This window comes from Candidatus Avelusimicrobium luingense (assembly GCF_902757105.1).
GTDB classification, from domain to species: Bacteria; Elusimicrobiota; Elusimicrobia; order Elusimicrobiales; family Elusimicrobiaceae; genus Avelusimicrobium; species Avelusimicrobium luingense.
Genome location: NZ_CACVTK010000001.1, coordinates 69,694 through 92,500, shown reverse-complemented (window position 1 = coordinate 92,500; position 22,807 = coordinate 69,694). Strand labels below are relative to the sequence as shown.

25 protein-coding genes and 1 tRNA gene are annotated in these 22,807 nt (G+C 44.3%); 8 read left to right on the top strand and 18 right to left on the bottom strand.

The genetic code is table 11. The features are described from left to right. Positions 1-2 precede the first annotated feature (2 nt). Together ACQY3H_RS00485 and ACQY3H_RS00480 are read right to left on the bottom strand one after the other, a co-directional pair. Complete coding sequence (locus ACQY3H_RS00485) at positions 3-1,280, bottom strand: protoporphyrinogen/coproporphyrinogen oxidase (RefSeq protein WP_428073743.1); 1,278 nt, start codon at positions 1,278-1,280, stop codon at positions 3-5. After that, positions 1,270-2,304 carry an MraY family glycosyltransferase gene (locus ACQY3H_RS00480; RefSeq protein WP_428073741.1) on the bottom strand — a complete coding sequence of 345 codons (1,035 nt, stop codon included), beginning with the start codon at positions 2,302-2,304 and terminating at the stop codon, positions 1,270-1,272. Before ACQY3H_RS00480 ends, ACQY3H_RS00485 begins: the two co-directional genes overlap by 11 nt. A 32-nt stretch (positions 2,305-2,336) precedes the next feature. Here ACQY3H_RS00480 and ACQY3H_RS00475 point away from each other — a divergent pair, with 32 nt between their 5' ends. Then, complete coding sequence (locus ACQY3H_RS00475; RefSeq protein ID WP_428073739.1) at positions 2,337-2,966, top strand: hypothetical protein; 630 nt, start codon at positions 2,337-2,339, stop codon at positions 2,964-2,966. Here ACQY3H_RS00475 and ACQY3H_RS00470 read toward each other — a convergent pair. The 11 genes from ACQY3H_RS00470 to ACQY3H_RS00420 all read right to left on the bottom strand — a co-directional run bounded on the left by ACQY3H_RS00470 (position 2,953) and on the right by ACQY3H_RS00420 (position 13,706). Beyond that, a complete protein-coding gene (locus ACQY3H_RS00470) occupies positions 2,953-4,386 on the bottom strand; it encodes a lipopolysaccharide biosynthesis protein (RefSeq protein ID WP_428073737.1) in 1,434 nt (477 codons plus the stop codon). The two genes, ACQY3H_RS00475 and ACQY3H_RS00470, sit on opposite strands and share 14 nt — an antisense overlap. A 45-nt stretch (positions 4,387-4,431) precedes the next feature. Continuing rightward, a complete protein-coding gene (locus tag ACQY3H_RS00465) occupies positions 4,432-5,256 on the bottom strand; it encodes a purine-nucleoside phosphorylase (protein WP_428073735.1) in 825 nt (274 codons plus the stop codon). A gap of 15 nt (positions 5,257-5,271) precedes the next feature. Continuing rightward, positions 5,272-5,634, bottom strand: coding sequence for a YraN family protein (locus tag ACQY3H_RS00460; protein ID WP_428073733.1), 363 nt, complete (start codon positions 5,632-5,634; stop codon positions 5,272-5,274). Further along, a complete protein-coding gene (locus ACQY3H_RS00455) occupies positions 5,631-6,275 on the bottom strand; it encodes a ribonuclease HII (RefSeq protein WP_428073731.1) in 645 nt (214 codons plus the stop codon). Before ACQY3H_RS00455 ends, ACQY3H_RS00460 begins: the two co-directional genes overlap by 4 nt. A 36-nt stretch (positions 6,276-6,311) precedes the next feature. Next, entirely contained in the window at positions 6,312-7,484 is a 1,173-nt protein-coding gene (locus ACQY3H_RS00450; protein ID WP_428073729.1) for a hypothetical protein, read from the bottom strand. Between the two features lie 262 nt (positions 7,485-7,746). After that, positions 7,747-9,339: a CTP synthase gene (locus tag ACQY3H_RS00445; RefSeq protein WP_428073727.1), complete on the bottom strand. Its 1,593-nt coding sequence runs from the start codon at positions 9,337-9,339 to the stop codon at positions 7,747-7,749. Positions 9,340-9,377: 38 nt separating this feature from the next. Beyond that, a complete protein-coding gene (gene kdsB, locus ACQY3H_RS00440; RefSeq protein WP_428073725.1) occupies positions 9,378-10,127 on the bottom strand; it encodes a 3-deoxy-manno-octulosonate cytidylyltransferase in 750 nt (249 codons plus the stop codon). Continuing rightward, positions 10,124-11,110: a D-glycero-beta-D-manno-heptose-7-phosphate kinase gene (gene rfaE1 / locus ACQY3H_RS00435; protein WP_428073723.1), complete on the bottom strand. Its 987-nt coding sequence runs from the start codon at positions 11,108-11,110 to the stop codon at positions 10,124-10,126. Before rfaE1 ends, kdsB begins: the two co-directional genes overlap by 4 nt. A gap of 30 nt (positions 11,111-11,140) precedes the next feature. Further along, entirely contained in the window at positions 11,141-12,220 is a 1,080-nt protein-coding gene (locus tag ACQY3H_RS00430; protein WP_428073721.1) for a DUF3108 domain-containing protein, read from the bottom strand. Further along, positions 12,217-12,756 (bottom strand): D-glycero-alpha-D-manno-heptose-1,7-bisphosphate 7-phosphatase, encoded by a 540-nt coding sequence (locus ACQY3H_RS00425; RefSeq protein WP_428073719.1) that lies wholly within the window; start codon positions 12,754-12,756, stop codon positions 12,217-12,219. Before ACQY3H_RS00425 ends, ACQY3H_RS00430 begins: the two co-directional genes overlap by 4 nt. Further along, the gene (locus tag ACQY3H_RS00420) at positions 12,753-13,706 is read right to left on the bottom strand and encodes a lysophospholipid acyltransferase family protein (protein WP_428073717.1); all 954 of its coding nucleotides are present in this window, start codon (positions 13,704-13,706) and stop codon (positions 12,753-12,755) included. Before ACQY3H_RS00420 ends, ACQY3H_RS00425 begins: the two co-directional genes overlap by 4 nt. A gap of 89 nt (positions 13,707-13,795) precedes the next feature. Here ACQY3H_RS00420 and lpxK point away from each other — a divergent pair, with 89 nt between their 5' ends. The 5 genes from lpxK to ACQY3H_RS00395 all read left to right on the top strand — a co-directional run bounded on the left by lpxK (position 13,796) and on the right by ACQY3H_RS00395 (position 16,744). After that, positions 13,796-14,893, top strand: a complete 1,098-nt coding sequence (gene lpxK / locus ACQY3H_RS00415) for a tetraacyldisaccharide 4'-kinase (RefSeq protein ID WP_428073715.1) — start codon at positions 13,796-13,798, stop codon at positions 14,891-14,893. A gap of 42 nt (positions 14,894-14,935) precedes the next feature. After that, positions 14,936-15,538 (top strand): tetratricopeptide repeat protein, encoded by a 603-nt coding sequence (locus ACQY3H_RS00410; protein WP_428073713.1) that lies wholly within the window; start codon positions 14,936-14,938, stop codon positions 15,536-15,538. A gap of 76 nt (positions 15,539-15,614) precedes the next feature. Further along, positions 15,615-15,688 (top strand) — tRNA-Met (locus tag ACQY3H_RS00405). Positions 15,689-15,772: 84 nt separating this feature from the next. Continuing rightward, a complete protein-coding gene (locus tag ACQY3H_RS00400; RefSeq protein WP_428073711.1) occupies positions 15,773-16,426 on the top strand; it encodes a hypothetical protein in 654 nt (217 codons plus the stop codon). Between the two features lie 48 nt (positions 16,427-16,474). Further along, the gene (locus ACQY3H_RS00395) at positions 16,475-16,744 is read left to right on the top strand and encodes a hypothetical protein (protein ID WP_428073709.1); all 270 of its coding nucleotides are present in this window, start codon (positions 16,475-16,477) and stop codon (positions 16,742-16,744) included. An 86-nt stretch (positions 16,745-16,830) separates the two neighbouring features. On the opposite strand, the gene ACQY3H_RS00390 is transcribed toward ACQY3H_RS00395, so the two are convergent. Beyond that, positions 16,831-17,625 carry a hypothetical protein gene (locus ACQY3H_RS00390; RefSeq protein ID WP_428073707.1) on the bottom strand — a complete coding sequence of 265 codons (795 nt, stop codon included), beginning with the start codon at positions 17,623-17,625 and terminating at the stop codon, positions 16,831-16,833. Positions 17,626-17,843: 218 nt separating this feature from the next. On the opposite strand from ACQY3H_RS00390, the gene ACQY3H_RS00385 reads away from it, so the two are divergent. Further along, positions 17,844-18,800, top strand: a complete 957-nt coding sequence (locus ACQY3H_RS00385; RefSeq protein WP_428073705.1) for an HAD family hydrolase — start codon at positions 17,844-17,846, stop codon at positions 18,798-18,800. Between the two features lie 24 nt (positions 18,801-18,824). Beyond that, entirely contained in the window at positions 18,825-19,826 is a 1,002-nt protein-coding gene (locus ACQY3H_RS00380; RefSeq protein ID WP_428073703.1) for a hypothetical protein, read from the top strand. A 31-nt stretch (positions 19,827-19,857) separates the two neighbouring features. On the opposite strand, the gene ribF is transcribed toward ACQY3H_RS00380, so the two are convergent. The 4 genes from ribF to rbfA are packed head-to-tail and all read right to left on the bottom strand — an operon-like array spanning position 19,858 to position 22,783. Beyond that, the gene (ribF, locus tag ACQY3H_RS00375; protein ID WP_428073701.1) at positions 19,858-20,754 is read right to left on the bottom strand and encodes a riboflavin biosynthesis protein RibF; all 897 of its coding nucleotides are present in this window, start codon (positions 20,752-20,754) and stop codon (positions 19,858-19,860) included. After that, a complete protein-coding gene (gene truB, locus ACQY3H_RS00370; RefSeq protein ID WP_428073699.1) occupies positions 20,751-21,461 on the bottom strand; it encodes a tRNA pseudouridine(55) synthase TruB in 711 nt (236 codons plus the stop codon). Before truB ends, ribF begins: the two co-directional genes overlap by 4 nt. Further along, the gene (locus tag ACQY3H_RS00365; RefSeq protein ID WP_428073697.1) at positions 21,439-22,434 is read right to left on the bottom strand and encodes a DHH family phosphoesterase; all 996 of its coding nucleotides are present in this window, start codon (positions 22,432-22,434) and stop codon (positions 21,439-21,441) included. The genes truB and ACQY3H_RS00365 overlap by 23 nt, the downstream gene beginning before the upstream one ends. Continuing rightward, on the bottom strand, positions 22,424-22,783 hold the full coding sequence (rbfA, locus tag ACQY3H_RS00360) for a 30S ribosome-binding factor RbfA (RefSeq protein ID WP_428073695.1): 360 nt from the start codon (positions 22,781-22,783) through the stop codon (positions 22,424-22,426). The genes ACQY3H_RS00365 and rbfA overlap by 11 nt, the downstream gene beginning before the upstream one ends. Positions 22,784-22,807 lie beyond the last annotated feature (24 nt).

Genomic DNA, 22,807 nt, shown 5'->3' with positions numbered 1-22,807 from the left:
TTTTATCCTAAAATTTTATTTGCCATTTCTTGCCCTTGCAAGAGCGCACTTTCCATAAACGAATATTCCCAGCGCCCGTACCGGCCGCCGCAAAAACAATGCTGTTTGGCTAATGCTTGCGTTACGCGGCGGACAACCGGAGTGCGGTGTTTGTCATAAACGACATATGCCTGTGGCAAGGTTTGCCAACACGAACTGATTTTTTCGTCGCTATCAGATATTATACCTTTTTGTAATAGCGCGCGGCAGATAGCCCGTTCGCGCGCCAACGAAGGACGTACTTTCCCCGGTAGTTCTACATAAAGCGAATAGGTGTTTTGGGGTGCATTGGCGGTGGAAAAACCGCTTTGAAGTCCCACCCGGTAAAACGGATCTTGTTTGTCCGGAAAATATATCCAACTAAACGGCTTGATCTTTCCGGTAAAAGCGACCTGATAAACAGTAACGGGTTGTACGGTTAGTTTTTCGGCTTGTGCGCGTAACGCGGGGGCATTTTTTAAGAGCCGCAAAAAAACGGATAACGGTAACGTATTAACCAGGGTGTCATACGAATAAATTTTTCCGCCGGCACGAACGGTTTTTGTTTTCAAATCAATTTGCGTGACGGGGGTATTTAATTGTAAGTTTTGCACGCGGGCCGCTAACGCATATGCCAAAGCCCCGCACCCGCCTTGTTTGGGATAATAAAAAGAAGCATTATAACCAAAAATTTCTTTTGGTTTTTTAACGGCGCTTTGCTTAATTTGCGCCGCGGACGGTAAGGGAACAAACGGCCCACACCACTCGCAGGTCAATTGGCGTGGCGCACGTCCCCACAGTTTCGTATTATACGGACGCATAAACGCTTGATATATTCCCTTTCCGAAAGATTGCAAACAAAAATCTTCAAAGTTTTTCGGAGCAGTTTTGGCATGCTTTTTGGCCGCTAACAAACCATCCACGCACGCGCGGCGCCAATCAGCCGGCAACGCATATAAGTTTGCTTGAAACGGAAACGGAACACGTACATCGTGCGTATATATCCAGGCGCGACGGATTAACTTATGCAAATTTTTTCCTAACAATTTTTGCACGAGCCTTTTACCTTGCTCGGTGTGTAAATGAAGTAAATGCCCGCTGTAATCAAAGGTAAAACCTTTTTTGTAAATACTGCGGCAAAGCCCGCCGGGTTCGTTCTCTTTTTCCAAAATGAGATAATTGTTATCTCCGGCTTGTTCCAAATGATAGGCGGTGCTTAACCCGGTAAGTCCGCCACCCAAGATAAGCGTTTTAACGTGCATGGGGGGCCTCCAACTTAAATAAGCCGTAGAAAATGGTTGCCGTTGCAATGACACTTAAAACGGAAATAATTGCTACAATCGGCGGGGGGCATACCGTAATGGCAAAGGCGGCTATGTTACTGATAATGCCCGCAACCGCAAATATGCAAACGGTGCGTTTATCCGTCCAGCCGTGCGCGCGTAAGCGTAAGGCGGCGTGATCGGGGCTGCCTTTGAGCGGATTTTTGCCTTGTTTGATACGGGCCAAAGTCACAAACGAAATATCGATTATCGGTACGGCGGCAATCCATAAAGGAGCCAAAAAACCCCAATTGGATATACCGCTATACCCTGTGCCCAAACAAAGTGCGGCAATCAAAAAGCCGAGTAAATTAGCCCCGCTGTCACCTAAAAATAATTTGTATTTAGTGGATAAGTTAAAGGGTAAAAATGCCAAACACGCCCCAAGTAAAGATAGCGCGGCGAAATTTACATAGATCCATTCGGACGGTAAGGTAATAACCGCCAACCCCAACGTACAGACCATGGCTTGTGTGGTACAAAGTCCGTCCATAATATCTAATAAATTAAAAGCATTTGTCAGCCCTACTACCCACAAAAAGGTAAGCAGATAAGCAATCAACGGTGACGAGAATACCCGTATCACAATGCCATAGCGAATCAGGCACGCGGTAGCGAGGGCTTGCAAAAGCAGTTTGGCCCAAATAGGTAGCCCGGCGGGTTTGTGCAAATCGTCGGCTAAACCCATTAAAAAAATAATGGCACCGCCTAAAATAACACCGCGTAAACTGTGCAAGGTGCCCGACGGAAAATCGGTAACTAATCGGATAAAAATAAGCACGGCCGCTAATCCAAAAAACAAACCACATCCGCCGACAACAGGTACTACGCGGCTATGGGTTTTTAAGCCGCCGGGTTTGTCCGGCAAGTACGGGCCGAGTCCGCGCGCGAGCAGGGGTAAAACGGCTAATGTACACCCGAAAGCGGCAGTTAAAGTAAAGAGATAAAGGACAAAATTTTCCATAATATCTATAATATCATAATAAGGGAGAGTATATGCTTAAACAAATTTTAACATTTTCATTAGCCGTATTTTTGTGCGCTTGCGCGGGGGGGCAATTACGTCAAATTCCGCCGCAAGTACGCGCGGGGCATAAAGTTGATTTCTTTGCCGGCGGGCACACACAAGCCGCTTTTAAGGTGGACGGACGTATGGACGGAAGTGGTTTGGAAGGGGTGCTAATCGTAAAAAAAATCGGTGATGAAGATTTTGAAGTTTCGGTAATGACGTCCGGTGCGTACCGCGTTTTGCAAGCCACGGTCACCCCAACGGGAATTGCATACCGCCATTTGTTTGCCGATGCAGATACCGCTATTATCCGCGGACGTATTAACCAATTTTTGAGTTTGCTTTTGTTACCACCGGGAGATTATCAACGGTATCGTGTTTCTTCCGGCGTGCAGACGGTAACGTATAAAAATGATATAGCCAAAGTACAACTGATGTATCATACCAACGAAACGTATCCGTATGCAGCCAAAACCATTACGCTGCTTAATACGGCAGACTTATTCTATAACGAATATACGCCGGCTGATGAGAACGGTCTTATCCACGTTCCTCATGAACTGGTATATCAAGACGGAAATATAGAGATTACTCTTACGCTAATCAGTTTGAAGTAGGAAGGGGTGTTTTCCGTCTTAAAATTATAGCCATAAAGACGGGATATAAAGATAGTAAAATTACTTTGACAAGTAACCCGCCGCCAAACACTTTGCACAATACCACCGTCACCGCGCCGAGTACAAAAAGCGCGGCGAGTTTTTTATACTCGTAAGGAATCGGATAGACGCGGCGTGTAAAACAAAATAATGCCACCGCCATCGCGGCGTAACTTAACGCTACGGCCCAGCCGGCGCCTAAAATGCCTATATGCGGCACAAGCGTTAAATTGGTAGTGATGCTGACTGCTGCGCCCAGTAAGGTTATCCATAATAATACGCGTGTTTTTTTCGTCAGTACTGGGCCAATCATAAAGTTAATATATAACCCGTAGCAGAAATAGCCGGTCAGCACGAGCGGAATCACAGATAAACCACTCCAATACGCAGGAGCAATCAAGTGGAAAGAACCAAATAAATGGCTTTGGATAATGTCAGGCATTAAGAATGCGAGGCCGAGTAACACCCAGCCCGCAAGTGCTACGAAAAATGAAAAAACCCGTGCAAAAGTATCTTTGGCATCACTATCTTTGGCGTGTGCAAGAAAAAACGGTCGCCACGCTTGGTCAAACATAGACACAATGAGCATCATAAATACGCCGATTTTGAAGTTCGCTTGATAGATACCCACTTGTGCCGGACCTGCTAAATGTACCAAAATCGGTTTGTCTATTACACTTACTAATAAACTGGCTAACCCCGACGGAACAAACGGCCAAGCAAAGGCCAATAATTCACGTTCCAGTTTGCCGTCAAAACGAAGCGAAAAGTTTTGTTTTAATTCACTCCACACAACAGGGGAAAGCAGTAAGAGTGAAGCCAAAGAGCCGAAAATATTGGCCCATAAAATAGAGGCTATCCCTTTGTGCGCTATGGCGATAAAATAAATGTTTCCTAATACGTTGACGACGATAGATACCGTTCGTACACCCGCGAAATACCACGCCCTACGTTCCAAACGCAGTTTGGTAAATGGGATCATATTAAGTACATCTAACAGTAAAATGACTGCCGCCAGTTGTAATAAATAACCTGTTTGTTCCGGTATGCCGATCAGATGTGCGACGGATCCACTAAATAGCCACAATAAACCACCTAATATAAGTCCGTTTAACAGTACGCCGTAGAAACATTGGCGAAACACTTTGTTTTTGTCGGCGGCGTCGCTTGCAAAGCGCAAGTAACTTTGGTCCATACCGAATAAAAACACAACGTTAAATAATGCTATGGCCGCAAATACCGTAGCAATTACACCGTATTCGCCCGGAACTAAATAGTAGGTATAAAACGGCACCAGACAAAAATTAAGTAGCCGTGCCAGCACCGTGGAAGTGCCGTACACAAGTGTTTCTTTGCCGAGCCGTTTGATATCTTTTGCCATAAAAAGACCCGCGCAGTTAGTTTACCGCGCGGGGTATTATTTTCCTTATAATTTGACGAACAAAATTTCCATCAGTTTTTTGAAGTTGATTTCCGCTTTTTTACTTTCGCGAATAGTTTGTTCGTGTGACAGCGGTTTCTTTTCAATGCCGCAACCCATGTTGGTTACAACGGCCAACCCCAATACTTTCATACCGCATTGGCGCGCCACTAATACTTCCGGTACGACGGACATCCCGACTACGCTTGCACCCCATTTTTTGAACATTTTAATTTCGCTGGGGGTTTCAAAGTTCGGGCCGGTGACGGAAATATAAACGCCTTCTTTGGCTTTTAGACCGATTTTTTTGCATGCGGCGAGTGTAATTTTACGCATGGTTTTATCATATGCTTCGGACATATCAAAAAACATCGGGCCAAATTCCGGCTCGCGGCTGTTGCCGATGAGCGGGTTGTTACACATAAAATTGATATGGTCTTTGAGTACACATAACGAACCGGGGGGGAGTTGTTTGTCCATAGAACCTACCGCTCCGGAAACGAGTAATTTTTCTACGCCCAACATTTTAAGGGTACGTACGGAAATAGCGAATTCTTTCATTTGGTAGCCTTCGTAAAAGTGAAAGCGCCCTTGCATGACAACAATTCTTGTTCCTTTATATTCGCCGAAAATTAAATTGCCCGCATGTCCCGGAACGGTGCTTTGTAAAAAACCGGGAATAGAGGCATAAGGTACAATTACTTTTTTATCTAACGGCGGAATGGCCCATCCTAACCCCGATCCGGCAATCAAGCCGATTTGCGGCTTAAAGTTTTTAGTTTTCTTATTGATAAACGAAACGGCTTTTTTAATTTGTGCTAGTTGCGGCATATTGTTCCCTCCGGTCTAAAAAGTCGTTCTGGGCGGAATGAAGGCATTTGGAATATGCTCTATCTTTTCCGGCAGAACACATACTACATCAAATCTTATACTATCAAATTTTGGGGCTTTTACCTTAATATATTGTAAGGCAGCATGAACAATGCGGCGTTGTTTGGCCGGGGTGACGGCTAGTATCGGGCCGCCAAAGGCCATGGAGGCACGGGCTTTAACTTCTACAAATACGAGCATTTTTTTGTACTTGGCTACAATATCTAATTCGCCACCGCAGGCTGAAAAATTACGATCTAAAATGGTATATCCGTTTTGGGTAAGAAAAAGAGCGGCTTGTTCTTCGCCTGCCTGTCCGGCCGTGCGTGTAAAACTCATAAGGGCAGTTGGGGAGCAATTAAATTTCGTACCGGGGCAAATGTCAAGCGGTGTTCTTTGCAAGGGCCGAGTTCTTCTAATGCCTGTAAATGTTTGGGGGTGCCGTATCCTTTGTGTCCGGCAAAATTATAACCGGGATAGATTTTATCTAATTCTTCCATATACCGGTCGCGCGTTACTTTGGCAATAATGCTGGCAGCCGCAATGACGAGCGATTTGGCGTCGCCGTCCACTACCGGGTATTGTTCCATTTCCAACCCGGCTGCGCGGTGCGGCCCGTCAATAAGAGCAACGGCCTGCGGAATGCGCACAAATTTTTGTGCGGCGCGGCGCATAGCCAAGAAAGTGGCTTGTAAAATGTTGAGTTGATCTATTTCGGCAGCCGTAGCAAAGCCGATACCGTACAGAACTTCCGAGTGAGTAAGTTTTTCAAAAAGTTCGTTGCGTTTGGCGGCGGTCAGTTTTTTACTGTCATTGACATCCTCAAAAGAAGGAGCAATTTCATCGGGGATGAAACAGGCACACGCTACTACCGGCCCGGCTAAAGGTCCTCGCCCTGCTTCGTCTATGCCGATAAGCGAACCACAGGCTAGTTTGAGGGTTTGATCACGGTCAAAGGCAAATAATGCAGAAGTTTTCATAATTTTATTATAGCAATAAATTTTTTAATATAACCGTTAGAAAATGGGACGTTTTTCTATGGTTACATTATCATCACCCTTAAAGAATTTAATTGGGTTGACAATAAGTTGCTGGTATAAAAAATCTTGTACGTTATGATTGGGCAAATTTTTCGGTACGGCTAACGGAATAGACAAATTGAAATTTACCCGTTCTGTTTTTTCTACACCATAACAGTTGGTAAAAGTAACGGTGCGCAATTCGTTGAGATGAATATGCAAGCGTTCGGGAAATGAATATTCATGCGATGAAATCCGCAACCATACCGAACGGTCATGATTATAAATAGCCATAGATTTGCTGTTTTCATCAAATACTACCGTAAGGGGTTGTTTCTTTTTGCCGTTGAGTAAGAACCGGTAGAGCATGGTAATATTTTCTAACGGCCCGTTAAATTGATAGATAGGATACACTTGCTGCCCGATAGTGATCATCGCATGCCCGCTAACATGGCGCAGCGGAAAATCTTTTTGCGGATCGGGAGACATTTTCCGTTCAATAGAAAGTACCAATTGGCTTTCCTGAAAATTAGTTTCATTTAGGGCCCCAATATCTGAGAGATAGCGTAACCGAAATGCTTTAGACGATAACGTAGTCGTTGTTTGCGGTAATGCGGCCAAACTAAGCAAATCTCTATTTTGGGCTAAATAAAAGATACGTTTGCTTACCCGGCGTTCTAATTCCCGATTATTTAAAGATGCTATTTTATTAAATAGTTTTTGCAAATGTTGGGAAACGATACCAAAATGTTGAGAATAGTATTTTTGAATAAATAACGCCGATAAATTATGATTGCCATGACGGTCTTGCAGTGCCCAAAGTTTATCCAACGATTGTAACATGTCTTGAGCTTGGGTAGAAGATCTATCCGGCAAAATATCTGTTATCAATTGTTCGGGCGGGCGTGGCAGGTGCTTCTTGGCACGGCGTTCTTCCCGAGCAAGTTCATTAGATATTTTGGTGGCTATTTCATTAGTAGCGGCGTTTTCTATTCCATATTGATACCGCATCGTCAGTTCAGCCATTTGTTGGGCTGTACGGTAGGCTTCGCTAATTCCTTTTTCTCCCGCTTTTATGATCCCGCCAGGCCCTTTTTGGGCAAAACCGGTAACCGGGCAAATAAATGCCAAGAACAAAATCACATACAATCGGGAAGAAATATGTTTCATACTTATAGCATAGGAAAAGCCGCGCTGTATGAAAAGGGTCAAAAGACCTAGAGAACCATAGGACTTTTAGACTAAATGTATTTAGTAAGGGTATTGTACGGTTATGCTTCCAGAGCGGATATCCAAAATGGGATAATTTTTGTAAAGCCATGGGGCCGGCCTTAACAGGCGGCGCGTCCGGTACGCGCTACCGAATCAATTAACCGTTTATGAAAACGCCCCGAAGAAAAATCTTCGGGGCGTTTTTCTGGAAACAAACTGATTATTTCTTTTCTTCTTTCGCTTTCAAACTGGCTTTGATAAGTCCGTCAAAAAGCGGGTGCGGACGCATCGGGCGCGAACCGAATTCCGGGTGGAATTGTACCGCTATAAAATACGGATGGTCGGTGCGTTCCACAATTTCGGGCAATACTTCTTCGTGCCAACCCGATACTACAAGTCCCACATCTTGTAATTGTTTAACGTATTTGGGATTGAGTTCGTAGCGGTGGCGGTGGCGCTCTTCAATGCGGTCTTTTCCGTATAACCGGTGGGCAAGAGAGCCGGGTTTTAAGTCGGCTGTGTAATTGCCCAAGCGCATCGTTCCGCCTTTATACACCACATTTTTTTGTTGCGGGGTTAAATCTACCACGGGATCTTTGGTGGTCGGATCAAATTCCGTAGAATTAGCGTCATGTAAGCCGCACAAATTACGGGCGGCTTCCAAAACCGTACACTGCATGCCTAAACAAATGCCTAAAAACGGGACTTTGTTTTCGCGTGCAAAACGAACGGTATTGATTTTACCTTCCACCCCGCGGTTTCCAAAGCCGCCGGGAATTAAAATACCGTCCGCCCCTTTTAAGGCTTGGTTAACATCATCTTTTTCGGTGTTGATATAAACAACTTCCACTTTGGCGTCGTTATTCATACCCGCATGGCGTAAGGCTTCGTGGATAGATTTATACGCTTCTTGGAATTCGGCATATTTTCCGGCTACGGCAATTTTAACTGTTTTGGACGGATTCATCGCCTTATCAAAAAATTCAAATTGTTTCGGATCCACTTCTTGGGTGGGTTTTAAGCCCAACAGCGAAATAATTTGTTTGTCCACGTCTTGTTTGTAAAACATTTCCGGAACGTGATAAATAGATTTGGCGTCCATACATTCAATAACTGCTTTGGCGGGCACGCTGCAGAAAAGCGAAATCTTTTCTTTGACGTGATCGTTCAGCGGTTTTTCGGTGCGGCAGATAAGCATGCTGGGCTCAATGCCTAATTCGCGTAATTTATTGACGGAGTGTTGCGTCGGTTTGGTTTTAAGTTCTTGTGCTACTGCGATATACGGAATGAGCGTAACGTGTATGCAAATTACATTTTGCGGGCCTTTTTCCAGACGTAATTGGCGGGCCGCTTCTAAAAAGGGGAGAGACTCAATATCCCCTACTGTTCCGCCGATTTCAATAATGGAAACGTCGGTTTCGTGTTCAAAAGCGGTAAAACGTTTTTTGATTTCGTTTGTGATGTGGGGAATTACTTGTACGGTAGCGCCTAAATATTCGCCACGGCGTTCTTTGTCAATTACTGTTTGATAAATGCTGCCGGCAGTGTTGGTGTTGGCACGACGCATGTTGACGTCTAAAAAGCGTTCGTAGTGGCCTAAATCAAGGTCGGCTTCGGCACCGTCTACCGTTACGAATACTTCGCCATGTTGGTAAGGTGACATGGTGCCCGGGTCCACGTTGATGTACGGGTCGCATTTAATCATATTGACTTTAAGGCCGTTAAGTTGCAATAACTTGCCGATACTGGCCCCGGAAATTCCTTTGCCCAGCGAACTGACTACACCGCCGGTAATGATAATGAATTTAGACATATTATTTTCTCCTGTTTTACTGAAAAAACGCCCGGCAGTTAATGCTGGGCGTGATGTTTTTTAAAATATTCCTCGGCGGCAGCAAGATCTTCTGCGGTATCTATGGCCGGGCCGGAGGGGGAAATCTCGGCGCATTTAATGGTCATGCCGTCTTCTAAGGCGCGCAGTTGCTCTAATCGTTCCAATTTTTCAAGCGGACTTTCGGGCAAATTTACAAAGCGTTCCAACGCGGCACGCCGATACCCATAAATGCCACAATGATGCCAATACGGGGCACGTAAATTTTCTGGAGTTTTTTCCCGTTTGTATGGCACGCGTGAGCGCGAGAAATACAACGCGCGCGAATCTTTTGCCAACACCGCTTTGACGATATTGGGGTTATCTACTTCGTCGGTATCCGGCATGGCAAACGCCGCCGTGGAAATATCACATTTGGGGTCGTTTTTAAGCAAATTGGCTACGGCCAGCACCGTTTCTGTTTGGATAAACGGTTCATCGCCCTGTACGTTAATAATCAGTTGTTCGGGGCGGTTTTGGGCCGCTTCAAATACGCGGTCGGTTCCGCTTTGGCACGTCTCGCTGGTGAGTACGGCGTTCGCCCCAAATTGGGCGGCTGCCGCGACCACTAAGGGAGATTCAGTGGCGATAATTACTTCTCCAAGCCCGGTGTTTTTGCACGCTTCGTACACATGCTGAATGACGGGTTTGCCGCATAGCGGTTTTAAGATTTTGCCCGGCAAACGTGAAGAACCATAGCGGGCAGGAATAGCAATTAAAATATCACTCATGGTAAAACTCCTTCAATTTCTTGGCGCGACGTGGTGGCCGTACCCGATTTTTCTACTACAATTCCGGCGGCATAATTAGCCAGTACCGCCGCTTCTTTCAAATTAGCCCCGGCGGCAAGCGCCAGCGTCAAAACGGAAATGACCGTATCTCCCGCGCCGGTTACATCATATACTTCGCGGGCCGTAGCACGGACGGTGTAGGGTTTTTTTGCACCCTTTTCAAATAAACTCATGCCTTCTGCACTGCGGGTAATTAAAATAGAGTCGGCTTCCAACATTTTTAATATTTTTTGGCCTAATTTTTCAATAGCTTCTTCTCCGGATTTGGGGGCGGCTCCTACGCCTTCCCAGGCTTCTTTGGTGTTGGGAGTCATGCATGTAATGTGTTTGTATTTTTTGAAGTTGTCAATTTTCGGATCCACGCACACCGGGATATGTTTTTTACGGCATAGCGAAATGATTTTTTGGATATTTTGGTCGCTAAGCATACCCTTGCCGTAGTCAGACAAAATGACCCCTTTAGCGGTTTGAACGGCGTTTTCAAAATTTTTCATGCACGCGCGGGCAATGGCCGGAGATATTACTTTTTTACTTTCGCGGTCAAAACGGACGACTTGTTGTTGGTCGGCCATGACACGGATTTTTTGAGTGGTGGGACGATCGGAATCTTCGCAGATGCCGCTGATATTTACACCGCGCTTACGCAAAAAATCTTTCAGCATTTCGCCGCCTACATCCGGCCCGACTACGGAGATCATAACGGGTTTTGCATCTAACGCGGCTAAATTGACGGCTACGTTTCCAGCGCCGCCCGCGACGAAAAATTCCTTTTTTACATCAACTACCGGCACCGGGGCTTCCGGTGAAATGCGGCTGACCGAACCTTTAATAAAATGGTCTAACATAATATCGCCTACGACGATAATTTCCTGCCCTTTACAGGCTTTCAAAATGGTTTTTAATCGGGATTTGTTGGGTTGCATAATATTCTCCTGGATTTTTCTATTATATATTTAATTGGTCTTATACTCCAGTAGTTCTGCACTGACGCTACCGATAAATACTTCCGTTTTCATTTTGACGGGCATTTTTCGTTCGTCGTCAGTTAGCCACACTTGCAAACTTTTTCCTTTGCTTACAAAAATTCCTTCGCCGCGAAATTGCGGTTCTACCACAATACATTTGAATTTGCCTGCCGGCGTTTTGACGGTTTCGCGTTTAACTACTTTGACGACAAGCGGGTATTGCTCTTCGCGGTTGATGATATCAAATACGACGGGTTGGCCTTTGGTAAGAACTTGCCCGCGTACGAAATATAACGCAGTCAGCATGTCTAATACCGGCATTTCTAACGGGCCGGAAATCGGGCGTGAACCTGATTTTTTATGCACTTCGCCGCGATATGTTTTGGCCGGATAATCAAACAATACCCATTCGTCACGGCGGTAATTCCCTTCACGCAAACTTTGGCTGTATCCTAACGAAGAGAAATTTTGTGCATCTAACCACGATAAATTGATATCACGTACTTTAAAAACAGAATCAATGACCGGAGCAGAAAATGCGGTGGTTTGAATAACGTAGGCTTGTTTTCCGTCAGCCTCTATAATACCGCGGTTTTTAATATAGGCGGTACCTACTTTAACAAATGAATAATATAACCCGAATTTTAATTGTTCCCCTTTCCAGGGCGCATTTAATTCACTATCGGATTGGGGGATTTTGGCCGCAAGTGGGTTTAAGTTGCGAGATGACAAATCTAACAGTGGCTCATTTTTGAAAACGGCCGTATCGGGAGCGGGAGTAAATGTAGGCGCCGTAACGGTCTCGGTATCGTCTGCCAGGGTGTTATCTTCCGGCGTTAAAACGGTTTCATCTTCTAAAATTTTCGGATCTATGGGCTTTTCTTGTTTTTTGGGGGTTTCCTTTTTGGCAGTGTCGGCCTTTTTTTCAACTGTAAGAGGCGTCGCTGTTGATTCCGTGGTTTCTTGCGTGACCACGGCGGGTGTCGGTTGTTCTTCTTTGGGGGTGCGATGCCAAAAACATCCACCAAGTAAGGCTAATGTAAGTAATAATACTGTTGGTTTGTTCATAATTTTCCCTCGCGTAAAATGAATTGAGCCGCTCGGTATAAATTGGCGGCTATGTAATCGGGTTTTAAATCGGGATATTTTTTTAAGTGTTTGGGGCCATTAGCCGTTTTGACTAAAATAGATTTGCAGCCGATGGCGTGTCCAAAGTCAATATCCGATTTCTTATCGCCTATCATAAAGGAATATTTCGTATCAATATGGTATTTTGTAATCAGTTGTTGACCCAGTTTGGGCAAAGGTTTGCGGCACGCACATTTTTCTTCGGGAGCGTGCGGACAAAAAACGATATCATCAAAACGGATAGGGGATAGTAATTTGCACAAACGACCATTGACCGCGTGGGCTTGTTCTTCCTTAAAATAACCCCGGCCAATGCCCGATTGGTTAGAGACAATAAAAAAATGATATCCGGCTTTTTGTAATAACTTTAAGGCAAGTTTAGTGCATTTATACGGGCGGACTTTAGCCGGGTCGGACAAGTACCCATAGTCGTAAATAAGAGTTCCGTCCCTATCAAAGAAAACGGCTTTTATCATAGTCGTTCCTCCGGGTGAGCGGCTAAATAACGGTTGCCTTCTTCTTCGCGTTTCCAACGGTTATGTGCCCACAACCACGACGACGGATTTTCCCGCATCCACATTTCGTAATAACCGATAAGTTGTTTAGTAAATTTACGGACATTCTCTAATGAATAGTCGGTGGGGGGAGTAACCGGGTCATATACACGGCAACGCAAAAATCCATTTTTTTCACGTGTTACATTGACGGGAAAAACGGGAATTTGCATTTTGATAGCCAGTAGTGCTGTAATCGGTGCAAAGGCGGCGGTACGTCCTAAAAATGAAAACCACATTTCGCCCGAAACTGTATTTTGGTCAAATAAAATACCGAGCATTTTTTTCTTTTTTAACCACCGCATACACGCAAAAAAAGGCTTATCCTCGTGGTTGCTATATAAGGTGCGACCGGAAAATACATTACGCAAGCGGTTGATTTCTTTATCAACGTATGGGTTATCTACGCGTTGGGCCAAAACGGCTTTGTCAAACCCATAAGCCGAGGCGGCTAATCCAAATGCTTCCCAGTTGGTAAAGTGCCCGATGTGAATAATTCCGCCGGTAGTGCCTTCGGCTTGGCGTAATTTTTCTTCGCCTTCAATACAACAATGCTTTTTAAATTCGGAGATACTTAACGAAGATAATTGGATAAATTCGGCAAAGATGACACCCATATTTCGCCATGATTCTACGGCAATTTGGTGCACTTGGGCGGGTGTTTTGTCGGGGAAGGCGCGGGCGATATCGTGTTTAACCCGGGCAAAGCGTTTGCCCATTACAAAACGAGTGGCTCCCACCAAATGTTTGCCTAACCAAACGGCCGTTTGATAGGGCAACAGACGCACCGGGAAACATACGATTTTGAGTCCCACATATTGTAAATAGTGCGGCAGATTTTTTTCAAAACGGTCATTGGCCATATTTTTCATTATAGCAATTTTCGGCGGCTCAACCGTCTGTTTTGTTTAAGGCCGGGAAATGGTAAAATATAAAAGCATTTTTAATTAAGGAATTGACTATGGATTTAGTAAAAATCAAAGATACATTAGCCAAAAATGTCGTCGGACGCGGAGCATTGTGGACGGCATCTAAATTATATGAAGCGGGTGTAAAATTTAATCACAGTTGTTACAAAAACGGCTGGAAACCTGTAAAAAGCGTGAACTCGCGGGTGGTGTGCATCGGTAATATTACAGCCGGCGGCACCGGTAAAACAACAGCGGTTTTATTGGCGGCTACTACCCTGGCTAAAGCCGGGGTGCGCGTAGCGATTGTATCGCGCGGATATAAGCGCCGGCAAAAAACGAATGAACCGGTCATTTTGTTTGATAACCCCGATACAGATTGGCGGGCCGCAGGAGATGAACCTTTTATGATGAGCCGCGTGCTCAGTAAATATAAGGTGCCCATTGTTATTTCGCCTAACCGCGCCGAAGCCGCTACCGAAGCGTTACGCCGTTTCAAAAGTCAAATCATTTTGTTAGATGACGGTTTCCAACATCATCGGTTAAACCGCGATGCTAATATCGTATTGGTGGATGCCCAAAATCCGTTTGGCAATAAACAATTACTCCCTTACGGCATTCTGCGTGAACCGCTTACGGCGCTTTCCCGGGCGAATTTGATAGTGTTAACCCATTGTGATCAAGCCACCGAACGAGATTTAGAAAATATCAAAGATCAAATTCGCGAATATAACGATGAGGTGCCTATTCTGGAAAGTATCCACGCGCCGGAATATTATGTGAATTTGTGTACGGCTACACAAGTTCCGCTTGACGGTGTGACAGGACCAGTGGCCTGTTTCTGTGCGCTGGGCAATCCCGAAACATTTGAAAATACACTCGCCGGGCTTGGTTTAGAATTACGCCAAAAATGGCGTTTTCCCGATCATCAGTATTATACACGGGAACATTTGCAGTCGTTTGAAGATATGCGTGGCGAATTGCCGCTCATTACCACTTTCAAAGATTTTGTCAAATTCCCAGATAATTGGCGCGATATCTTGAAAAAAGATGTTTACGTGTTATCGGTTAATTTGCAAATTCGCGGCGGCGAAAGTGAAATGGATAAATTTATGGATGTGCTTTATCCGAACTTTGCCAAAATCAAGTAGTATTTGTTGTCATAATAATAAAGAATTAAAAGGAGAAAAATGATGAAAAACATAGCAACAATTTTAACGGGGCTGATGTGCTTGGGAGCGTGTATGACGCTGCCAACTTCCGCCGAATATGCTGCACGCGCAGATGGATATGTTAAAGACGGTAAATTAGAAAAAGCCATCACCGCTTATAATAAAGCCTTGACGATAAATCCGGATAATTTAGAAGTATATGCTTCGCGCGGGGCGGCTCATTATTTCATGGGACACTTTGATTTAGCACAACAAGATTTTGAACGTGCCTTAAAAGCCAACCCCTATCACGCCGATACATATACGGCATATGGTAGTGTGTTAGCGGCTCGCGGAGATTATAAAAGTGCACTTACTATTTTGAATATGGCTATTGACTTAAATCCGAGAAAACCGGAAAATTATTTTTCTCGCGCCGGTGTATATTTTATGTTGCAAGATTATTCCAAAGCCATAGCCGATTATAATACGGTGTTGCAAATGGCACCGGCCCGCGATGTAATCAATGCGCGTGGGGCTACTTACTTGCGCATGGGAAATAAAGAATTAGCCGAGCAAGATTTTAAGGCGGCTAAAGAAGGCGATTTCCCGGATACGCTTAGTGTGTATTCACAAATTAAATAGGAGTTTCCCGTCGGAAGGAAAAAAGGAATTTGCGTCCGACGGGGTTGTTTTGGTATAATAAATATATCCAATTTACGTCACCGTAGCTCAGCTGGTTAGAGCGAGCGTTTCATAAGCGCTAGGTCGGTGGTTCGATCCCACCCGGTGACATGTTTTCAAAACCCTCTTGAAATAAGAGGGTTTTTTGTGCAAAAGATGTGAAAATGTGTTATGCTTTTAATATACGGAGAATTTATGAAAAAAATAGGAATTACATTTAGTTTGTTTGCCGCTGCTGTAACGTTGCAAGCCGCATCTACGTGTGAAACGCGTGTGGATAGCCACCCCAAAGCCACAACGTTGGAACGGGTAGATTATTGTTTAACCCCGGAAAAAGAAGGGCCCAAAGCGGCCGGCCCGGAAGTGATATATACCGGTATAACGGATAAAACTCCCGAGAAAACTCGAGCGGAAAAAAATACACCGCTGAAACAAAAATATTATGATGAAGAAAGTGTGGAAATTTCCCATGGCTATGTGGGGACGTCCCGTTTCCCGGTCTTAAGAAACGATATCCTTAGTGAGCGCGAATTGCAAGAAAAGCAAGCGCAAGAGGCTTTGCAAGATAAACCGGCCGAAAAACCGACGCGCAAAATGAAAACTAAAAAGACTAAAACGCAAACACAAGTAACAAAAACGCAAACCACTACGGTAACCGCCAATGCAAAAAAACCGGCCCGTACGATGACTTCGGTGCAAGAAACGGTAGTGGAAACGACTACTACACAAGAGCCCGCCGCCCCGACAGATATTCCTGAAACGGTAGTGACAACGGAAACAAATACGCTCGTACAAGAGAGCACCCCTGTCGCCCCGATTGATACAGAGGATCCTTTTTCTTTAGAATAAAGTAAGACGGCGCTTGACAAGTTGGTATAGAGAGATTAAAATAAGAATATGCAGAGCATTTTAACTTTTATTAAAAAACCATATGAACAAAAAGGTGTTGTTTTGGGAACGTGTGATTTGATTCTTAAAGCCATCGTTTTGTGTGTATGGGTATATTTGACCGTATTATTAGCCCGATTATTTATCGGTTCATTACTAAGTGATTACAACCCGCTTAACAAAATGTGGTGGTTTTCGTATTGCTTTTTAATGTTTTTCGGCATGACGTGGTTATCGTATATCGTATTTTTTGTGCGCGACTATAACGATAACTTTTAATCAATGCAAAATTTAGATTAGCCCGGGTTTAGCCCGGGCTTTTTTTGGGCATAACAAACCCCGGACAGGGTATCCGGGGTTAAAGATTATTTGTTTGATTTCTTTTTGGGCGAAGTTTTTACTTTTTTATTAGTAAGCAGATTTTCTAATTCCGCTTCGGCTTGGTTGAGAATTTTCTCATATGCCAGTAGTTGGGCGGTATCATCTAAAGTTGTATCTTTCCATACGTTATAAATTTCATATTGGACGCGTGTGTTTACTTTTTCTAAAAGTCGGCGCATTTGGGGGTCTCCTTTTATGGCAGGTTCGGCCAATTCATAAAATATATCCATCTGTTCCATGGCGTCTTCATAATGAGCCCGTCGTAATTGTTTGGGTGTAAGCGTGGGGGGATTATCAAAATCATCTTCGGACGATTTGGCAAGTTGAATGGCTTTTTCTAATTGACCCTGCTTTTGATAATTGCGAATCAGGCGCATATTGTTACGTAACATGGCGCGTTGTTCTACGGTAGAAGGCCCCATAAATAACAAGTCTAAATCTTCTAATTGATTGTCTATCCATTGCATTTGTACGGTTTTTAAGACATCTTTTACCGCAATTAAAACCGCCAAGCCTTCCTCGCATTTATCTTGTTGGCAAAGGCGTTTGGCTTCCTGAAGGGCATTGGTCAGTATACGCATTTGTTCATTGTTAGCCGCACTTTTTACATCTTCAAAAGATTGTTCCCATTGTGTTAAGGCCGTAGTACATTTGATTTGTTTTTTTAAGTTAGCGCTTGCTTTTGGGGTATGTGCCACAACCCACGTCGGTTTGGCTTGAACAGTGTAGGGTAGCAGTAAGGCGGTGATGGCAAAAACGGTAGCAAATCGTTTGTTCATAAAGGCTCCTTAAAAAGATATTCTACTTTCATTATTTGATTTTTTAAGCGGTATTGCAACCGATTTTTAGGCCTAGCAATCAGATAGGCCTTTTGGGTATGGCGTCCCTTTGGCAAATTAATCGCACCGTATACAGGTTATCAAGACTTGTTTATTATATGGTAGCGATTGATAAATATATTGCGTCAAGCGGACAATTAAAAAAGTAAAATATATATATGTTTAAGCGATTAAGTCTTTTAATGATAATAGGGCTCGTTGGATTTTCTGAGGTATTTGCCCAAAATAAAAATCCGGTTGCTTTTGTCAGGCAAACACAACAAGCAATAGAAACCGTACAAGAAACACAGCTGGGAATACGGTTTTTAATCACGGTTCCGCCCTATGTGGTCATAAACCCGGTAGTGGCAGAAGAAATTTTATTACAACATCCACCTAAATTGATTTCACCCGCCTTGCCGAAAGTACACGTATATCCTGCCTTAGAAAAAGCCATTTTTATGGCCAAGAATCGCGTGGACCGCACGAAATTTCCTGATAAAAACCGCATTGATGCGGTTATTTTTGATATGGACGGTACTTTATTAGATTCTTTACCGGCGTGGGATCATGCGGCAGCACGTTATCTAAAAACGCGTGGAATTGAATTGCCTGCTTCTGTTGAGGAACACATTAAACATCTTTCTCTGTTAGAAGGTGCGCGCTACATTGTAGCGCAGTTGAATTTGCCGGATCGTCCCGAGGATTTATTGGAACATACGCTTGCGGTTGTACGGCAACAATACTTAACAGAAATTTTACCAAAACCGGGTGCCGTTGAAATACTCAAAAAATTGCACGAGCAAGGTATTAAAATATGTGTAGCCACCGCTTCGGATGCCGCTTTAGCCCAAGCCGCTTTTGAACGGCTGGATTTAATGCAATATATTGATTTTATTATTGCGTGTGATGAAGTAGGAGAGGGGAAACATTCGCCTATTATTTATGAAGCCGCCTTATACCGATTAGGAACATCTAAAAAACGTACGTTGGTAGTAGAAGATGCCTTATATGCTGTCCAAACGGCTAAAAGAGCCGGATTTTTGACCGCGGGAGTATATGAACCTTTTCATCCGGCTGATTATGAGAATCGCGTAAAAAGTACGGCAGACTATTTTTTTGAATCATTAAATTAACCTATTCAATAAGGAGTATATGGCATGTCTGTGAAAACTTGTGTCATTTTGGTCTGTGTAGTGGGGGGGATCGGTTTTACATTTGATTATTTAGGGACAACGGGCGGTGTCTTTTCGGGAGGAATTGCCGGAGTTATGGGGCTAATTACTGCCTTGTGGTGTTCCTCTGAGAAGAAAACAAAACGGCTGGAAAAAACGTGGATTGCCGCCCAGGGGAAAGTAACTTCTTTCCGTACCGGCTTAGCCCCGGCCAACGCTCCACAAGAAGGATATACCGCCCAACGGCAATATGCCGCCGTCGTTACCGTACATACCGCGCAAGGCGATACGGAAATTATAGACCATAAATGGCAAAAAACGATTCCGCAAATCGGGGAATTACGGGAAGTGCGGCTTAATCCGGAAAATGTATTAGAAGGATTTGTTTATTATAACGAAAAATCACTCCTAACAATTCCACTGATGATAAGTCTGGGCGGTGTTCTCGGTTGGATATTGATACGATGCATACCGGATAATTTCTTTTCGTGTTTGTTCCCCGCGCCGGTATGGAAAAATCCGGGACTTCGCTTTCTATATTTGATAGGATGGGGATGGCTGGTATTGGGAATTCTCGCGCTACAAGATGCGTGGCGGTTTTTTCGTCGGGCATCGTTTGTAGAAGGTAAAGTAATTTCTTTCAAAACACGTGAAAATACCAACTCACGCAACGGCCGCATATATAAAGTGTATGCCGAAGTGATTTCTTTTCCCTATGAAAACGGAACGCGTGAGTGGTGTAGTAATGTATGGAAATATCACGAGCCGACAATCGGTGCGGTACGTAAAATAGGTATCCGGCGACCGGATATGAAAAACCTGTTGCAAACTTCTTCGCCGTCTTTATCAACGGATACTATGCAGCAAGGGAAGTCGTCGCAAGAAGAAGAAAATTTTCGCATATATTCACCGTTCCCTTATATTGTGGGAAGTATTTTGGTGCTGCTCGGCTTGATTGTATTAGTAGTGCTTTGGAATATAAAATAAATACTGAAACGGCGGGGCTTTTTTGAATCAACTAAATCTTAAATTTCTTCAGTATTTTTTTGGCTTCGCGACGGTCTTGTTTGAGTTGGGCGACTAACGCGGGCAGTGTGCCGAACTTTGTCTCGTCACGCAGTTTATCCGCAAACCAAATCGTAATTTTGCGTCCGTAAATATTAGCATCAAAATCAAAAATATTTACTTCTACAAGCGGCAAAATCCCGTCAATAGAGTTAACCGTCGGGCGAAAACCAATGTTACAGAACCCGTCGTACAAATTTTTACCCACGCGTACTTTGACGGCAAATACGCCAAGCGGTAAGATTTTATAAATACCGGTGTCTAAATTAGCGGTAGGAAAACCGAGCGTACGGCCTAATTGTTTGCCTTTAATTACTTTCCCCGTTACTTCGTATGGACGACCGAGTAATAAATTGGCTTGTTCAATATCGCCGGTAGCAAGCACCTTACGAATAAGCGATGACGAAATTTTTTGTGTCCCTGTTTTATAAAACCGCACAATTTCAAACGGCAGGTTTAATTTTTCACATTGGGCTTTGAGCCAATCGGCTCCGGCCTGACGGTTTTTCCCCAAGGCGAAATCTGCCCCGATTAAAAGTCCGCCCATATTGTATTGTTTAAGTAGTACATCCTTAAAAAATTTTTCTGCGCTCATGGTGCGACACGTGGTAAAATCTAACGCTTTGGCGCAAACTCCCAACTCGCGTAAATACCGTTTCTTTTCGTCGGGAAGTGTAAGTACAGTCATTTCCGGTTTAGTGCCCAGTAATGTTTTTGGGGGGAGCGGAAAATATAACACAAGCGGTTTTAGGCGTGCTTTGGCTGCTTGCATTTCCAATTGATTGAGTAGGAAACGATGCCCCGTATGTACGCCGTCAAATGTGCCGATAGTAATACAGTTTTTCGTCATAAGGAAATAATCCGTTTATAAAGTGTTTCTGCTTGCGTCTGTTTTAGTTGCGCGCCGTCAAATGCTTGGGCTACATGGTAGGGGCCGATTTGTAAGCGGCGCAGTTGGGTTAAGTGTCCAACGGTATCTAACTTTTGAGCGAGCAAATATCCTAAAGCACGCACATAAGTTCCGCATGAACAATGTACGGTAAATTCTACCGTTTTCGGGGATGTTAAGCAAATTTTTGTCCACGTTATATTGACACGGTTAAATTTACGTTCCATTTTTTCTCCGGCGCGGGCCAGCGAATACATCTTTTGTCCGTTGATTTTTTTGGCACTGAAAAACGGAATAGGTTGCTCAATATCGCCCGATAAAGTTTGGGCGGCTTTTTCTACGTCTGTTTGTGTGAGCGGGGGGACGTTTTTTTCGGCGGTAATTTCGCCGTAAGCATCCCACGAGTCCGTTTCTTGCCCCAGCGTAAGTGTGGCCGAATATACTTTAGATAATTTCAAAAATTCCGCTTGCCGCTTGGTGGCTTCCCGCCCAATCAGTAAAATCAGTAGCCCGGTAGCCATCGGGTCAAGCGTACCGCTGTGTCCGATTTTTTTAGTGCCTAATATGCGCCGGGAAATCGCAATAATATCGTGCGAAGAAAAATCGCAGGGTTTATCAATAAGTAGTAGCCCGGTGGGTGAAAGATTAGTGCAAGTTTTTAACGACATCTTGTACCACTTCGGCCAGTGCGTCGGTTACTTCGGCAAGCGTCTTGTCCGTTACCTTAAATCCCGCAGCACGGGCATGCCCGCCGCCACCGAAAATTTGGGCAATACGGCTGACATCGGCCGCTCCGCGCGAGCGTAAATTAACGGAAATTTTATCCGGTTCTTCTTTGATAAGGGCCGAAATTTCCACGCCGGGAATCATCGTCGGCTGGCTGACAATCCCTTGTGTTTGGGCGGGGGTTGCCCCGAAAGTTTCAAAATCGCGTTTGGTTAAAATAATTTGGCTGTATTTATTATCAAAACGCATTTCCATTTTTTCCAAAGCGCGGCCCAATAATTTAAGTTCAATATAAGATTTGGTAAAGTAAATGACTTGGTTGATTTGGCTGATATCGGCTCCCAAGGCAACAAGTGCCGACGCCACGCGTAAGGCTTCCGCGGTGGCATTAGAGTGGACGAAACGGCCGGTATCGGTAACAAGCCCGGTATATAAACAGGTGGCTTCATCGGGAGTGGGGAGTATATTTTCTTCTCCGGAGGCTTCATAAAGTTGGAAAATAATTTCCGCGGTAGAAGATGCCCCCGAATCAATATGATTTACATGACCGTAGGCGTCACTGACTAAATGGTGGTCTATATTGACCAGTGTTTTGGCGGGAATTAAAATATTTTCCAAGTCGCCGCCGCGTTGCCGGTCGGAACATTCCAATAGAATGACGGTATCAAAATCGACCTTGGCAGGAAGTTCCCCTACATGGACTTTTTGCAGTCCGGGTAAAAATTTCAAATCATTTCCGATAGCCGGCGCGGCATACGCATAAACAGTCTTGCCCAAGCGTTCTAACAGCGAGGTCATGGCTAGCGTGCACCCGAGAGAATCCCCGTCGGGGTTTAAGTGCCCGGCAATAAAAAACTTCTTACCGCTTTTAATGGCATGCCAGATACGGGCAAAACTTTCGTCTTTATTTTCCATTTTCGTGTTCCTTTTCAATAACTTGAAAAATGGCTTCTACGCGAGAGGCTTTTTCCGGTGTATCGTCGTACTCGAACGTAAAGGAAGGAATCCGTTTTAAGTGGAGCCGTCCACGTAATTGTGCGCCGATTTCTTTGCGAAGCAGACTTAAGGCTTCTTGCGTCTTTTTGCGGTCTTCGGGCGAGCCAAATACCGAGAAATATACCTTTGCCGATGATAAATCTTTCGTCAAATGTACCGCCGTAATGGTTACAAATCCGCCAAAATTACCTGTGGCGGCGGCTTTAGTAACGAGTGTGTTGATTTCTTCCAATAAAAGGGTTTCTAATCGCTTAATTCGGTCTATCATAATTCCATTATAGCATTTTGGGAT

Bases quoted from the DNA above. Each gene is read 5' to 3' on its own strand.
- ACQY3H_RS00365 (WP_428073697.1), bottom strand. From the start codon at position 22,434: ATGGAAAATAAAGACGAAAGTTTTGCCCGTATCTGGCATGCCATTAAA.
- ACQY3H_RS00485 (WP_428073743.1), bottom strand. From the start codon at position 1,280: ATGCACGTTAAAACGCTTATCTTGGGTGGCGGACTTACCGGGTTAAGC.
- ACQY3H_RS00420 (WP_428073717.1), bottom strand. From the start codon at position 13,706: ATGAAAAATATGGCCAATGACCGTTTTGAAAAAAATCTGCCGCACTAT.
- ACQY3H_RS00410 (WP_428073713.1), top strand. From the start codon at position 14,936: ATGAAAAACATAGCAACAATTTTAACGGGGCTGATGTGCTTGGGAGCG.
- truB (WP_428073699.1), bottom strand. From the start codon at position 21,461: ATGTCGTTAAAAACTTGCACTAATCTTTCACCCACCGGGCTACTACTT.
- ACQY3H_RS00425 (WP_428073719.1), bottom strand. From the start codon at position 12,756: ATGATAAAAGCCGTTTTCTTTGATAGGGACGGAACTCTTATTTACGAC.
- ACQY3H_RS00390 (WP_428073707.1), bottom strand. From the start codon at position 17,625: ATGAACAAACGATTTGCTACCGTTTTTGCCATCACCGCCTTACTGCTA.
- ACQY3H_RS00465 (WP_428073735.1), bottom strand. From the start codon at position 5,256: ATGCCGCAACTAGCACAAATTAAAAAAGCCGTTTCGTTTATCAATAAG.
- ACQY3H_RS00475 (WP_428073739.1), top strand. From the start codon at position 2,337: ATGCTTAAACAAATTTTAACATTTTCATTAGCCGTATTTTTGTGCGCT.
- ACQY3H_RS00450 (WP_428073729.1), bottom strand. From the start codon at position 7,484: ATGAAACATATTTCTTCCCGATTGTATGTGATTTTGTTCTTGGCATTT.
- lpxK (WP_428073715.1), top strand. From the start codon at position 13,796: ATGGATTTAGTAAAAATCAAAGATACATTAGCCAAAAATGTCGTCGGA.
- ACQY3H_RS00445 (WP_428073727.1), bottom strand. From the start codon at position 9,339: ATGTCTAAATTCATTATCATTACCGGCGGTGTAGTCAGTTCGCTGGGC.
- ACQY3H_RS00455 (WP_428073731.1), bottom strand. From the start codon at position 6,275: ATGAAAACTTCTGCATTATTTGCCTTTGACCGTGATCAAACCCTCAAA.
- ACQY3H_RS00430 (WP_428073721.1), bottom strand. From the start codon at position 12,220: ATGAACAAACCAACAGTATTATTACTTACATTAGCCTTACTTGGTGGA.
- ACQY3H_RS00385 (WP_428073705.1), top strand. From the start codon at position 17,844: ATGTTTAAGCGATTAAGTCTTTTAATGATAATAGGGCTCGTTGGATTT.
- ribF (WP_428073701.1), bottom strand. From the start codon at position 20,754: ATGACGAAAAACTGTATTACTATCGGCACATTTGACGGCGTACATACG.
- ACQY3H_RS00480 (WP_428073741.1), bottom strand. From the start codon at position 2,304: ATGGAAAATTTTGTCCTTTATCTCTTTACTTTAACTGCCGCTTTCGGG.
- rfaE1 (WP_428073723.1), bottom strand. From the start codon at position 11,110: ATGCAACCCAACAAATCCCGATTAAAAACCATTTTGAAAGCCTGTAAA.
- kdsB (WP_428073725.1), bottom strand. From the start codon at position 10,127: ATGAGTGATATTTTAATTGCTATTCCTGCCCGCTATGGTTCTTCACGT.
- ACQY3H_RS00470 (WP_428073737.1), bottom strand. From the start codon at position 4,386: ATGGCAAAAGATATCAAACGGCTCGGCAAAGAAACACTTGTGTACGGC.
- ACQY3H_RS00395 (WP_428073709.1), top strand. From the start codon at position 16,475: ATGCAGAGCATTTTAACTTTTATTAAAAAACCATATGAACAAAAAGGT.
- ACQY3H_RS00400 (WP_428073711.1), top strand. From the start codon at position 15,773: ATGAAAAAAATAGGAATTACATTTAGTTTGTTTGCCGCTGCTGTAACG.
- ACQY3H_RS00460 (WP_428073733.1), bottom strand. From the start codon at position 5,634: ATGAGTTTTACACGCACGGCCGGACAGGCAGGCGAAGAACAAGCCGCT.
- rbfA (WP_428073695.1), bottom strand. From the start codon at position 22,783: ATGATAGACCGAATTAAGCGATTAGAAACCCTTTTATTGGAAGAAATC.
- ACQY3H_RS00380 (WP_428073703.1), top strand. From the start codon at position 18,825: ATGTCTGTGAAAACTTGTGTCATTTTGGTCTGTGTAGTGGGGGGGATC.